This is a genomic window from Bradyrhizobium sp. 179 (assembly GCF_023073535.1).
Classification (GTDB): domain Bacteria; phylum Pseudomonadota; class Alphaproteobacteria; order Rhizobiales; family Xanthobacteraceae; genus Bradyrhizobium.
Genome location: NZ_JADPJR010000097.1, coordinates 102,070 through 114,738 on the forward strand (window position 1 = coordinate 102,070; position 12,669 = coordinate 114,738).

The window sequence follows — 12,669 nt, forward strand, 5'->3', positions numbered from 1 at the left end:
GTGCTGCGTCTTGTCTCGTCTGTCCTGTTCCTCGCAATCTGGTGGATCGCCGCGCTGTTCGTCGGCGGCGCAAAGCTGCCCTCCCCGCCTGCCGTGCTCGAGGTGATGATCGCGGAAGCCGCGAGCGGCGCGTTGTTCCTGCATCTCGGCGTCACGCTGGCCCGCGTCACACTCGCCTTCGTGCTGGCAATGTCGCTCGGCAGCGCCATCGGCTATCTGATGGGACGGGTGAAGCTTGCCGACCGGCTCGGCGATCCCTGGCTGATCCTGCTGCTCAATTTGCCGGCCTTGGTCGTGATTGTGCTGGCCTATATCTGGGCTGGCCTGACTGAAGCCGCCGCGATCGCAGCGATCGCCATCAACAAGCTGCCGACCGCCATCGTCACCTTGCGCGAGGGCACCCGCGCGCTCGACCGCTCGCTCGACGAGATGGCGAGCGTGTTCGCGATGCCGCGCTGGCGCGCCTTCCGCCACGTCGTGCTGCCGCAACTCGCGCCCTATATCGCAGCCTCCGCGCGCTCCGGGTTGTCTCTGGTATGGAAGATCGTGCTGGTCGCCGAGCTTTTGGGCCGCCCTAACGGCGTCGGCTTCGAGATCGGCGTCGCTTTCCAGCTGTTCGACACGCCGCGGCTGCTCGCCTATTCGCTGACCTTCGCCGCCGTCGTGCTCGTCATCGAAACCTTGCTGGTGCAGCCGTTCGAAGCCCGCGCAACACGGTGGCGGCCCCGTGCGGCTTGAGGTCGAGATCACAGGCAAGACGTTCAGGAGTGCCGCGGGCGGGACGCACGAGGTGCTGGCGCCCGTCAAATTCGCGCTTCAATCCGGCGAGGTCGGCGTGCTGATCGGCCCCTCCGGCTGCGGCAAGAGCACGATGCTGCGCATCATCCTCGGGCTCGATCATGAATTTCAGGGGCGCATCGCGCGGCCGCCGAAGGCGCGGATCGGCATGGTGTTCCAGGAGCCGCGGCTGCTGCCGTGGCGCTCGGTCGAGCAGAACGTGCGCTTGGCTGCGTCCGGTGTGACCGAGGCCAAACTATCCGAGCTTTTCAGGATCCTGGAGCTTCAGGCGCATCGCGACCATTTCCCCGGCGAGTTGTCGCTGGGCCTTGCCCGGCGCGTGGCGCTGGCCCGCGCCTTCGCGGTCGAGCCCGATCTGCTGGTGCTCGATGAGCCACTCGCCTCGCTCGACGACGCGCTCGCCGGCCGCCTGCGCGACGAGATCGCAACGCTGGTGGCGAGCCGTCCGGTGATGACGCTGCTCGTCACCCATAGCATCGACGATGCGATCCGGCTCGGCGACCGACTGCTCTTCCTGTCGCCCAGGCCGGCGCGCATCGTGCAGGAGGTGCCGATCGCGATCCCGCGAGCGGAGCGCAGCGAAACCGATCTCGGCAGGATCAAGGCCGAGCTCGCGGCGCTGCAGCTTGAATCGAAATGAACACTCGTGGTCAACTGGGGCCAAACAAGACCGTCGAGGGAGGTTTCACGATGCGACGTCAGCTGATTGCGATCGGCATCCTGTTGGTCGCGATGCCGGGCGCGGCGCTCGCGCAGACCAAAGGCAAGGGCATCCGGCTCTGGAATCTCACAACGGAGACGATCTCCGGCTTCCAGCTCGCTCCGGCCGGCAGGACCGACTGGGGTCCGAACCAATGCTTGAACGACAAGGACAAGGAGGTCGACCACGACGAGCGGCTGCGCATTACCGGCGTCGAGCCGGGCCGCTATGATGCCAAGGTCAGCTATGCCAATTCACGGCAGTGCATCGTCCGCGACATCGAGATCAGGGCGGATGCGGTGTTCTCGATCGCCGACAAGGATCTGAAGGACTGCACCAAATAGCGAGGCCGGCTTACGCCTTGTCGTTCGGGTGCGGATATTCGCAGCGCCATCGCACCGCATGCCACTTCGGATGCTCGCCGACCCATTGCGCGATATAGGGCGGCGCGGCCATCGCGCATTGCCGTGGCGACCCGGAATAGTTGAACACCAGATGCTGCTCCTCGCAGGTCGCGGGCGAGAGCACCGCACAGACAGTCACCACCAGGTCAATCGGGTTCATGCCGGGATCCTCTCGCAAAGGGGCGATGGAGACTAGCACGAAAGGTTACGTGCAAAGGAGCGGGAAGTTTCAATCCGGCGTGAGAGAAAATGGGGCTTCTTTCTCCTCTCCGCGCGGGCGAACAGAGGGGAACATGGCTGCGTTAAAAGTTAACCCCGAATACAACCCTCGCCTGGTGACGCTCGAAATTGACGAGGTCGAGATTGGCGGATGATCCGGCCGGACGTCCCCAAGCCTGCATGCTCCAGCTCAAGGTCAGCCGCGAGCGCTCGGAGAGCTGAAAATATGCGGTGGGGCCGACGAACAGGGCGTGGCCCGAAAACTCGCCGAGGCCGATGCCGTCGTATTGCCGGAAATAACGCATCTCCCCGCCGAGCAGCACATTGGGCCGCACGCGCACCATGCCGGCAACCGCCGCCCCGATCGTCGAGCTCTTCTCGGACAGTCCCGCCATCTCGAAGCGCGCCCATTCCGGCTGATAGATCAGATTGAGCGCGGCGATGGCGAAGTTCGGAACGAGCTCGCGGTCGAACGCAAGCGTGAAATCGGTGCCGTACGTCCGTCCCTTCGCGCCGCTGGTCTCGTCGATGCGGTCGCCATGGAGCTCGGCGGCGACAGTCAGGCCGAATGGCGCGTGCGCGCGGTCGAGCAGACGATAACGCAGATCGAGCGAGGCGCCCTGGAAGTTGAACTGGCGGCGATCGTCGGTGTCGGGGACGCCGGTGATGTCGTGCAAGCTGGCGGTACCGCCGACCTCGATACGCAAGTTCGGCAGCGGCACCACCTCGATCTCGACCTCCTTCGTGAGCGCGCGATAGGTCCCACCGCCCTTACCAAATCGTCCCGTCGTCTCGCTCTGGAATTCGCGCTCGCCGACGCTGCCGACATCGGTGCCGATCATGAAGCCGAAGATATGCTCGGTATCAAAGCCTTCTTCGGCGCTGACGCATACAGGTAGAAGCGCGACTGTGCAGGCAGCTATGGTCCAGAAGGGATTGGCTCTCGCGCGCATTCCTGACACTACCACGGCTTCGACGGCGTTTGCCATCGAAGCCGCGGCAGGTCGTCAGTCTTACTTACGCGAAGCGCAGGCGTACATGTTGATTTCCATGCCGACCGGCACTTCCACGATCTTCGGAGCTTTCCAAGCCATTCGGGGTCTCCCAAGGTATTCAGCGCGACATCGCGCGGGGCAAAACCTAGGGCTGGGTCCCCTGTAGTTCAAGCGCCGATTCGAAGGCCGCACGCGTCTGTGTCGATTCTTCGCGGCCGCATTTCGCTCTCGGGCAAAGTCAGTTCTCTCTTGGTCAATTACAGATCTTGGGGACATTGCCCTGCGCGAGAAACCGCGCCTCGAACCGACACCAACAGTGCCGCGTCGTCAGCAGTCCTTACCTGCCGTTTGCGTGTTAGGCTTAGCACCTTCCGCCCGCTCCGCCGCAGTTGGCTGGCTCTGCATCTGCCGCTGCGCATCTTCGGACGAGGCAGCTGCGCCGCTGCTGGCACGATTCATCGTGCTGGTCGGCGGATGCTGCCCCGTTTCGCTGGACGAACTCTGCGACTGCGCCGAGCCCACGGTGACTGGACCGGAACCGGCATCCTTGTCAGTGCTGGCGCTGCCGGTGTTGCACGGACCGGCCATGGCGACGCCCGCGCTCAACGTCAGGATCGCGCAGGCAGCAAAAACGGAATGTTTCGTGTTCATCTGCTTCTCCTCTTCTCCTGCCGCGCTGCCCCGGCGCGGAGCAGGACATCGCGAAGAGAACAGGCCGAATAGCCCGATGTTCCGGGCTTCCGATCGGAATTAAGTTCCTGCCGGGAGCGGACCTCAGCGCAGCAGCCGCAGCAGTGCACGGCCGGCCCGCGTGTTCAGCTCTTTTGCGTCGAGCGTCCCGTCCTTGTCCGGATTGGCCGCATTGAAGCGCTGCTCCACCACGGACAGGTATTCATCGAGCGTAAGCGTCCCATCGCGATCAGGATCGGCGGCGGCGAGCTCTTTCGCCGACAGCCGCCCCCGCAATTCGCGAGCGTCGAGCGTGCCGTCGTGATCAGGGTCGAGCTTGGCGAACAATGCGCTGGCCGCCTTCTTCACCTCGGCGAGATCGAGCGTTCCGTCATTGTCAGTATCGAACATCTTGACCGCGTTGCCGGATGCCGCGAAGGCCGGACCGGACAGCAATGCAATCGTGAGCGCAAGCGCGACTGAGCGACGTGACATCATCGAAACCTCCTGAGAATCTCGATTCGAGCGGGATCGAAATGAGATAAGGCCACAAATGTGACCCGGTTCAAGCCGGAAATTACAACCTGCGCGCGCCACGACTCGCGCAAGCGGGCCGCGCCGACCCGGCCCGCTTGCGGCCCAGCGCTTCGCGTCGCGGAATTTTTCCAGCGTCTGCGCACAAGTGGGGGGGCTGAGCTGTCAGGTCTCCGTCAGGTCACCGGCATCCGGCGCCAGCATATCGGCGCCGGACTTGCGACTTTCGTATTGACGCGTTTTGTATTCGGGCGGAGTGTTGCTCCTGCAGCGTCAAAAGGCGCGCACATTGGGAGGAACGGATGAAACGCTTTGCGATGGCCGCGAGCCTCGTCATGCTTGCATCGACTTGTGCAAGCGCACAGACCACCGAGCAACTGGTCAAGGGCGCGACCGATACATCGAATGTTCTCAATTACGGGATGGGCTACAATCTGCAGCGTTTCTCGACGCTGAACCAGATCAATAAGGACACCGTCAAGAACCTCGTCCCGGTCTGGAACTACTCTTTCAACGATGATCGCAGCGAGGAATCGCAGCCGCTGGTGTACCAGGGCGTGATCTACGTGACCTCGCACAATGCGACCATGGCGGTGGACGCCAAGACCGGCAAGCAGATCTGGAAAACCAAGGTCGAGTATCCCGCCGAGACGCCGCGCATCGTCTGCTGCGGCATCATCAATCGCGGCGCCGCGCTCTACGACGGCAAAGTATACCGCACCACCCTCGACGCCAACGTGATCGCGCTGGACGCCAAGACCGGCAAGGAGTTGTGGCGGCAGAAGGCCGCCGACATCAAGGAAGGCTATTCGATGACTGTGGCTCCGCTGGTCGCCGACGGCGTCGTCATCACCGGCATCTCGGGCGCAGAATTCGGCACGCGCGGCTTCATCGACGGCTGGGATCCGGCGACGGGCAAGCATCTCTGGCGCACCCATTCGATCCCTTCCCCTGACGAGCCCGGCGGCGACACTTGGAAGGGCGACACCTGGAAGCTCGGCGGCGGCTCGACCTGGATCACGGGGTCCTACGATCCCGAGCTGAACACCGTCTATTGGGGCATAGGCAATCCCGGCCCGTTCAATTCGGCGGTCCGCCCCGGCGACAATCTCTACACCTGCTCCGTGCTGGCGATGGATCCCAAGACCGGCAAGATCAAGTGGCACTATCAGTTCTCGCCGAACAATCCGTTCGACTATGACAGCGTGGCCGAGATGGTGCTCGCCGACATGAACATCGAGGGCAAGCCGACCAAGGTGCTGATGGACGCCAACCGCAACGGCTTCTTCTACGTGCTCGACCGCACCAACGGCAAGCTGCTCGCGGCCAACCCCTACGTGAAGGTCAACTGGGCCACCGGAATCGATATGAAGACCGGACGTCCGATCGAGACCGACATTTCGAAGGACGCGCGCGAGGGCAAGAAGGTCACCGTCTATCCGTCGATCCTCGGCGGCAAGAACTGGGAGCCGATGTCGTTCAATCCGCAGACCGGCCTGGCCTATGCCAACACGCTCGCCTTCGGCGGCAGGTACAAGACCGAGCCCGTCACCTTCAAGCAGGGTGAATGGTATCTCGGCATGGATCTGACCGATCTCTGGGAGTACGGAGACGGCCCGCGCGGCCATCTCAAGGCGATCGATCCCCTGACCGGCAAGGCGAAATGGGAGGCACCTGTCGACATCCCGCGCTTCTCCGGCGTGCTGTCGACCGCAGGTGGCGTCGTGTTCACGGGCGCGCTGACCGGCGAGTTCGAGGCCTTCGATGCCGACACCGGCAAGAAGCTCTGGCAGTTCCAGACCGGCTCCGGCATCGAGGGGCAGCCCGTGACCTGGCAGCAGGACGGCGTGCAGTACGTCGCAGTGACAAGCGGCTATGGCGGCGTCTACTCGCTGTTTTCCGGCGACGAACGACTGGCCCAGATTCCGCCCGGCGGCTCGCTATGGGTTTTTGCGGTCAAGCAATAACCACGACACGATGCTGAAGCAGATATCTCACAAGACGGCGGCGATGTTCGCCGCCGTCGCGGTGTTGACGGTCGCGCTTGCGGCGACCGTTCGCGCCGCGGACGATGCAACCGGCAATCCGCTGCAGGCGCAGATCGACCATGGCAAGTCGACCTATGCGGAAAAATGCTCGCACTGCCACGGCCCGAACCTGATGAACTCCGGCACCATTACGCCGGACCTGCGCACCATTCCCGACGACAAGACGCGCTTCGTCACCACGGTGAAGAATGGCAAGAACAACAAGATGCCGCCCTGGGGCGACATCCTCAGCGACGACCAGATCGGAGACCTCTGGGCCTTCATCTCGAGCCGGAGGAAGCCATGAGGGGCCGGCTTGCCGCGTGGAGCGTTGCCGCGATCCTCGCCGCGGCGCCTACGGTCGCGCACGCGGCGGAGGATCCGCTGAAGGTCTGTCTCGACGAGGACCGGCCGCCGCTCTCGGTGCATCAAAAGGGCAAGCCGGATGCGGGCTTCGACGTGCTGCTGGCGCAGGCGATCGCGGAACGGCTGAGACGGCCGCTCACGATCCAGTGGTTCGAGAGCAAGCTCGATGAGGATTCCAGCCCACAGCTCGAGGCCAATGCGCTGCTCTCGGACGGGCGCTGCGCACTGGTCGGCGGCTACGCACTGACGCAGGACTCGCTCGTCAAGCCCGGCATGAAGACGGCGCGTCTGCCGGATTTCGCCGGCGCCACGCGTGACGACCGGCGCCGCCGCGTCGCGATCGGCGTGCTCGCGCCGAGCCGGCCCTACCTCTATTCGCCGATGACGGTGGTGCTCGGGCCGAAGGCGAAGGGCCGCAAGATCGGCGACATTGGCGATCTTGCCGGCCTTCGCCTCGTGATCGAAAGCGGCTCGCTCGGCGATGCCATCCTGATGACCTTCGACAAGGGGCGCCTGATCGACAATATTACCCATCTCGTGCCCGGCCGCGACGACCTGCTCGGCGCGCTCCAGCGTGGCGATCATGATGCGACGCTGATCGACCTTGCGCGCTTCGACGCCCATCGGGCCGCGCACCCCGATACGGCGCTCACCGCATCCGGCTACTATTATCCGATCGGCGTCAATCGCGGCTATGTCGGGCTTGCCGGCAATCCCGCGCTGATCGAGGCCGTCAACACGGCGCTTGGCCAGCTTGCTGCCGAAGGCAAGATCGCCGAATTCGGCAAGCAGGCCGGCCTCACCTATCTGCCGCCGCGCGAGCCTGCGATCCTCGGCGATGTCTGGATGAAGATCATTCAGCGGTGATTGCCCGTCATTCCGGGCGTCCGAACGGCGGGCCCGCAATCCATCTCTCGGCAGTGCAGCCCGATGGATGCCAGGCCGGCGAGCCGCGCTCGCATCCAGGAACGACTGGTGATGCGACCAATGCGCCAATCTGTCTCGGCTGTCGCGGATGGCAGAGACGACCCGATGCAGTACCCTCGATGAAAATGCTGGAGGGAATCATGTCCGCAAAGCTCGATCGCCGCCACTTCGTCGCCGCCGGCGCCAGCGCATTCGCGATGCCTTTCGTCTCGCGCGGCGCCTCGGCGCAAGCTGCATGGCCGTCGCGGCAGATTCGCATGATTTGCAGCTATCCCGCCGGCGGACAGACCGACCTGCTGGCGCGCGCCTATGGCGAATTCATCGCCAAGCAGATCGGCAAGACCGTCGTCATCGAGAACAAGCCCGGCGCCTCCGGCGCAATCGGCACGGCGGAGGTCGCCCGCGCCGAGCCCGACGGCCACACCGTGCTATGCTCGATCTCGACCACCTACATCATGAACCGGGTGGTGATGAAGAATCCCGGCTACGACATGGACAGGGATCTGACCCTCGTCAGCGTGATTCCCGGCGCCGGCCTGTTGCTGGTCGCGAACCCCAAAACCGGCGTCAAGACGTTGGAGGATTTCGCCGCCTTCGCGCGCAAGAGCGGCAAGGTGAATTTCGGCACCTACAGCGCGGGATCGGCCCCGCACATGACGATCAACGAGCTCAACAAGCAATACGGTCTCTCCATCGAGCCGGTGCACTACCGCGGCGAAGCCCCGATGTGGACCGGCATGCTGGAAGGCACGCTCGATGCCGCGATGGGCAGCTATACGGCGGCGCAATCGGTCCTGCAAAGCGACCGCGGCACCGTGTTCGCGGTGCATTCGAAGAAGGTCGACGCGATCCCGACCGTGAAGACGCTCCCCGAACAGGGCGCGACGTCGAAATTCTTCACCGTGAGCGGCTTCACCGGCTGGGCGGTGCCGAAGGCGACACCGCAGCCGGTCGTCGACCGGCTAGCCGAGCTCTGCGTCGCGGCCAACAAGGATCCGAAGGTGAAGGAGGTTCTCGCGACCTTCGTGCTCGAACCGGCCCTCGGATTCAAGGAAACCAATGCGCTGTATCAGCGCGAATTGCCGGTCTGGATCGAGAGCGCAAAGTCGCTCGGCCTCGAGCCGGCCTGAATCGGAGGCAAGGCGCGGTCGCGCTCACGGCGCTGGCGTCCGACCAAAGCCTAGCTAGTGTCGGAAATGCACTTTCGCGCTATGATTGTGCGGCGCCAGCTCGCCGGCGCCAACGAGAAGGGCCGATCCTATGACACCGGATGGCGTCGCCGTAGCTGTCATGATCATCCTGCTCTTTCCGATGGGCTATTTCACGTTGGCTTCGCCCGCCTTCCTGCTGGTGAAGCTGGATATTGCGCCCGTCGCCCAGCTGCTGCGCGGAATGTTCAATGCCCACTTTCTGGTGATGCGTGTTGCCGGAATCATCGGAACGATAGCTTTCCTGCTCGACGGTCGCCTGGTCGCCGCGGCGGGCGTTGGTCTGCTTGCAACCTTGGCGATGTGGGGACGTCGCTGGTTCCTGCAACGGATGGACGATCAGCTCAGCGCGACGGAAGCCGGCGATACCGAGGCCCCGCGTCGCTGCGCCGGCTGCATTGGAGCGGAATGCTGGCGAACGCGGTGCTGCTTGCCGTTCTGCTGGCCAGCATTCCCTATATCGCCGTGTCGGCTTGACCGACGTCGCATCACGGCACAACATTGCCGGCGACGGCCGCAGCGCGCCTAATGCTCGCCCGAACTCGCGGTGCCCTGCTGCGCCTTGTGGATCGAGGACGGCACCACGCCAAAGTATTTCCGGAACACGCGGCTGAAATGCGATGAGCTGGAGAAGCCCCAGGAGAACGCAACGTCTGTGATGGTCTTGCCGGCGTGGGCCTCGAGCTCCTGACGGCAGTTCTGCAGGCGGGCCTGCCAGATGTAGTCGCTCACCGTGGTGCCGCGCTCGGAGAACAGCATGTGCAGATAGCGCTTGGAGCAGCCGAGCTCGGCTGAGATCTGGTCGATGCACAGATCCGGATCGCGCAAGTGCTCGCGGATGAAGAACTGAGCCCGCACATACATCGCCTCCGGCCCGACACGGTCCAACATCGTGTCGGCCTCGCGCAGCGGTAGCAGCAGGAGGTCGATCAGTGAATCTGCAACGCCAACCGCGCTGTTCGCCGACAGCTTTGCCGCCTCGTCGAAAGTCGCGTGAACGAAATCATGGGCGATCCGCCCCGTCCCGGTCTTCGCCGACAATTTGCACGCCGGCATCCGCTGCGAGGGAAAGCCGCGGTCGCGCAGCAGTGCCTTGGGCACAATCACCACGTCGTGGCGCGTGAAGGCCGGGCTGATGATCGAATGCGGGCAGGAGACGTCGTAGGCGATGATGTCGCCCGGGTTGATTTCGATGTGGCGGCCTTCTTGCTCGAAATAAGACACGCCGTAGGTTTGGAAGTGGATCTTGATGTAGGGGTGTTCATTGGCCTTGGCACGCGCCAGCGTATGCGCGATGCGATGCTGGCTCACCTCGATCTGGCAGAGCTTCAGGCGCGAGACGGTGGTGTAGTCGATGCGACCTTCAAGCGAGGACGCCTCCAGCGGATCGACGTCGAAATGGCCGCACAGGCTCGTCAGACCATCGATCCAGCTCTGGATCTGCCGCTTCGGCGTGAGCCCCGTCGTCGAGAGCGTGTGAATGGTGTCGGACATTGATCCAGCCACTGGTTTGATCCGGAGATTCGACGCGAATCGCGACCAGCGCTGCGGAGCCCTCAGCCGTGATTGCGTGACGTTTACCTCAAACTTGGGCGGTCTATTGGAACTGCACCTCCGTTCCATTGCCACCTTTGAAACTTAATCCTCCGCCTTAGTTGCAGCGCCGTCAAGGGGAACCTAGGCGCAGACCGCGGCGCGGGCCCGCGCGGAAACCGCTGAATTCGCTACTGCAAAATCAAAATCTTCGCGCCCGTGCGCTGTCGAGCAAACCGGCTTCTCTCTTGGGCAAGTTTCCCGTCGACGAAGTCGTTAGGGATTGCGGCAGGAACAACAAGAACGGGCCGCTCCTGCACGCGGACCCGTGGCTCTCATCAGGAGGAGGAAACAGCACAGCATCGTTTCTGGTCTCGATCGTGACCGCCCTGCACGAGCAGACGCCGGACGAAAAGCCCGGTGATTGAGCAATGCTTCGGAAACAATAAACGACCAACGGAGGAATTAACTATGCGCAAGGTGCTACTGGCGACCTATCTTGGCTCCGCGGCGGCTCTCGCCGTCGGCAGCGCCTCAGCCAATGACGAGCTGATCAAGATGTCGCAGAACCCGAAAGACTGGGTGATGCCCGCGGGCGACTATGCCAATACCCGCTATTCCAAGCTGAACCAGATCAACGCACAGAACGTCGGCAAGCTCCAGGTGGCCTGGACCTTCTCGACGGGCGTGCTGCGTGGCCACGAAGGCGGGCCGCTGATCATCGGCAACATGATGTACGTCCACACCCCGTTCCCGAACAAGGTCTACGCTATTGACCTTTCGAACGAGAACAAAATCGTCTGGAAGTACGAGCCGAAGCAGGATCCGAATGTCATCCCGGTGATGTGCTGCGACACCGTCAATCGCGGCCTGTCTTACGGCGACGGCAAGATCATCCTGCATCAGGCCGACACCACTCTCGTGGCGCTCGACGCCAAGACCGGCCAGGTGGCTTGGTCGGCGACCAACGGCAATCCTGCGAAGGGCGAGACCGGCACATCGGCCGCGCTGGTGGTCAAGGACAAGGTTCTGGTCGGCATCTCCGGCGGCGAGTTCGGCGTGCAGTGCCACGTCACCGCCTACGATCTCAAGAGCGGCAAGCAGGTCTGGCGCGCCTACTCCGAAGGTCCGGATGACCAGATCAAGTTCGATCCGGCCAAGACGACGTCGCTGGGCAAGCCGGTCGGACCGGACTCCAGCTTGAAAACCTGGCAAGGCGATCAGTGGAAGATCGGCGGCGGCTGCACCTGGGGCTGGATCTCCTACGATCCCGCTCTGAACATGGTCTATTACGGGTCGGGCAACCCCTCGACCTGGAATCCGAAGCAGCGTCCGGGCGACAACAAATGGTCCATGACCATTTTCGCGCGCGACGCGGACACCGGTATGGCCAAGTGGGTCTATCAGATGACGCCCCACGACGAGTGGGACTATGACGGCGTCAACGAGATGATCCTCACGGATCAGCAGATCAATGGGCAGCCTCGCAAGCTCCTGACCCATTTCGACCGCAACGGTCTCGCCTACACCATGGACCGAGAGAACGGCGAACTGCTGGTCGCCGAAAAGTACGATCCGAAGGTGAACTGGACCTCCGGCGTCGACATGAACAAGAGCTCGCCGACCTATGGCCGCCCGAAGGTGCTCGACGCAGCTTCGACCGACAAGGCGGGCGAGGACGTCAACGTGAAGGGCATCTGCCCGGCCGCGCTCGGCACCAAGGACGAGCAGCCGGCAGCTTACTCGCCCGACACGCAGCTGTTCTACGTTCCGACCAACCACGTCTGCATGGATTACGAACCGTTCAAGGTGAGCTACACCGCGGGCCAGCCCTATGTGGGTGCGACGCTCTCGATGTATCCGCCGCAGGGTGAAAGCCACATGGGCAACTTCATCGCCTGGGACGGCAAGACCGGCAAGATCGTCTGGTCGAACAAGGAGCAGTTCTCGGTCTGGTCGGGCGCACTCGCAACCGCCGGCGGCGTGGTGTTCTACGGCACGCTCGAAGGCTACCTGAAGGCGGTCGATGCCAAGACCGGCAAGGAGCTCTACAAGTTCAAGACTCCCTCCGGCATCATCGGCAACGTCACCACCTATGAGAACAATGGCAAGCAGTACGTTGCCGTGCTCTCCGGCGTGGGTGGCTGGGCCGGCATCGGCCTGGCGGCAGGTCTGACCGATCCGACCGCCGGTCTCGGCGCCGTCGGTGGCTACGCGGCTCTCAGCAACTACACGGCGCTCGGCGGCACGCTGACCGTGTTCGCGCTGCCGAACTAGGCCCGCTCAGCA

Annotated in this window: 14 protein-coding genes and 1 pseudogene; 9 read left to right on the forward strand and 6 right to left on the reverse strand. The window is 63.5% G+C overall.

Annotated elements, in window-relative coordinates; all coding sequences use genetic code 11:
* Genes IVB12_RS22485 through IVB12_RS22495 form a run of 3 tightly spaced genes read left to right on the forward strand, consistent with a single transcriptional unit; the run spans position 1 to position 1,842 of the window.
* A complete protein-coding gene (locus IVB12_RS22485; RefSeq protein ID WP_247280494.1) occupies positions 1-738 on the forward strand; it encodes an ABC transporter permease subunit in 738 nt (245 codons plus the stop codon).
* The gene (locus tag IVB12_RS22490) at positions 728-1,438 is read left to right on the forward strand and encodes an ABC transporter ATP-binding protein (RefSeq protein ID WP_247302086.1); all 711 of its coding nucleotides are present in this window, start codon (positions 728-730) and stop codon (positions 1,436-1,438) included. Before IVB12_RS22485 ends, IVB12_RS22490 begins: the two co-directional genes overlap by 11 nt.
* 50 nt (positions 1,439-1,488) lie before the next feature.
* Positions 1,489-1,842 (forward strand): hypothetical protein, encoded by a 354-nt coding sequence (locus IVB12_RS22495; protein ID WP_247302089.1) that lies wholly within the window; start codon positions 1,489-1,491, stop codon positions 1,840-1,842.
* Between the two features lie 10 nt (positions 1,843-1,852).
* Here IVB12_RS22495 and IVB12_RS22500 read toward each other — a convergent pair whose 3' ends face one another.
* From IVB12_RS22500 to IVB12_RS22520, 5 genes are all read right to left on the reverse strand, one after another.
* Positions 1,853-2,062 carry a hypothetical protein gene (locus IVB12_RS22500; protein WP_130211758.1) on the reverse strand — a complete coding sequence of 70 codons (210 nt, stop codon included), beginning with the start codon at positions 2,060-2,062 and terminating at the stop codon, positions 1,853-1,855.
* A 142-nt stretch (positions 2,063-2,204) separates the two neighbouring features.
* On the reverse strand, positions 2,205-3,110 hold the full coding sequence (locus IVB12_RS22505; RefSeq protein ID WP_247302092.1) for a hypothetical protein: 906 nt from the start codon (positions 3,108-3,110) through the stop codon (positions 2,205-2,207).
* Positions 3,111-3,134: 24 nt separating this feature from the next.
* Positions 3,135-3,215 (reverse strand): pyrroloquinoline quinone precursor peptide PqqA, encoded by an 81-nt coding sequence (gene pqqA, locus IVB12_RS22510; RefSeq protein WP_008562446.1) that lies wholly within the window; start codon positions 3,213-3,215, stop codon positions 3,135-3,137.
* A gap of 228 nt (positions 3,216-3,443) precedes the next feature.
* On the reverse strand, positions 3,444-3,767 hold the full coding sequence (locus IVB12_RS22515; RefSeq protein ID WP_247302094.1) for a hypothetical protein: 324 nt from the start codon (positions 3,765-3,767) through the stop codon (positions 3,444-3,446).
* Positions 3,768-3,890: 123 nt separating this feature from the next.
* Positions 3,891-4,283 carry a calcium-binding protein gene (locus tag IVB12_RS22520; RefSeq protein WP_247302097.1) on the reverse strand — a complete coding sequence of 131 codons (393 nt, stop codon included), beginning with the start codon at positions 4,281-4,283 and terminating at the stop codon, positions 3,891-3,893.
* A 338-nt stretch (positions 4,284-4,621) separates the two neighbouring features.
* On the opposite strand from IVB12_RS22520, the gene IVB12_RS22525 reads away from it, so the two are divergent.
* The 5 genes and pseudogenes from IVB12_RS22525 (at position 4,622) to IVB12_RS22545 (ending at position 9,324) form a co-directional block, all read left to right on the forward strand.
* Positions 4,622-6,286 (forward strand): methanol/ethanol family PQQ-dependent dehydrogenase, encoded by a 1,665-nt coding sequence (locus IVB12_RS22525; RefSeq protein WP_247302101.1) that lies wholly within the window; start codon positions 4,622-4,624, stop codon positions 6,284-6,286.
* A gap of 10 nt (positions 6,287-6,296) precedes the next feature.
* Positions 6,297-6,653 (forward strand): cytochrome c, encoded by a 357-nt coding sequence (locus IVB12_RS22530; RefSeq protein ID WP_247302104.1) that lies wholly within the window; start codon positions 6,297-6,299, stop codon positions 6,651-6,653.
* On the forward strand, positions 6,650-7,579 hold the full coding sequence (locus IVB12_RS22535; protein WP_247302106.1) for a transporter substrate-binding domain-containing protein: 930 nt from the start codon (positions 6,650-6,652) through the stop codon (positions 7,577-7,579). The genes IVB12_RS22530 and IVB12_RS22535 overlap by 4 nt, the downstream gene beginning before the upstream one ends.
* A gap of 200 nt (positions 7,580-7,779) precedes the next feature.
* Positions 7,780-8,769, forward strand: coding sequence for a tripartite tricarboxylate transporter substrate binding protein (locus tag IVB12_RS22540; protein WP_247302109.1), 990 nt, complete (start codon positions 7,780-7,782; stop codon positions 8,767-8,769).
* 130 nt (positions 8,770-8,899) lie between these two features.
* A pseudogene (locus IVB12_RS22545) lies at positions 8,900-9,324 on the forward strand (hypothetical protein).
* 48 nt (positions 9,325-9,372) lie between these two features.
* Here the strand turns inward: IVB12_RS22545 and IVB12_RS22550 are convergent.
* The gene (locus IVB12_RS22550) at positions 9,373-10,341 is read right to left on the reverse strand and encodes a helix-turn-helix domain-containing protein (RefSeq protein ID WP_247280483.1); all 969 of its coding nucleotides are present in this window, start codon (positions 10,339-10,341) and stop codon (positions 9,373-9,375) included.
* A 510-nt stretch (positions 10,342-10,851) separates the two neighbouring features.
* On the opposite strand from IVB12_RS22550, the gene xoxF5 reads away from it, so the two are divergent.
* Positions 10,852-12,657 (forward strand): lanthanide-dependent methanol dehydrogenase XoxF5, encoded by a 1,806-nt coding sequence (gene xoxF5 / locus IVB12_RS22555; RefSeq protein ID WP_247302112.1) that lies wholly within the window; start codon positions 10,852-10,854, stop codon positions 12,655-12,657.
* Positions 12,658-12,669: the final 12 nt, after the last annotated feature.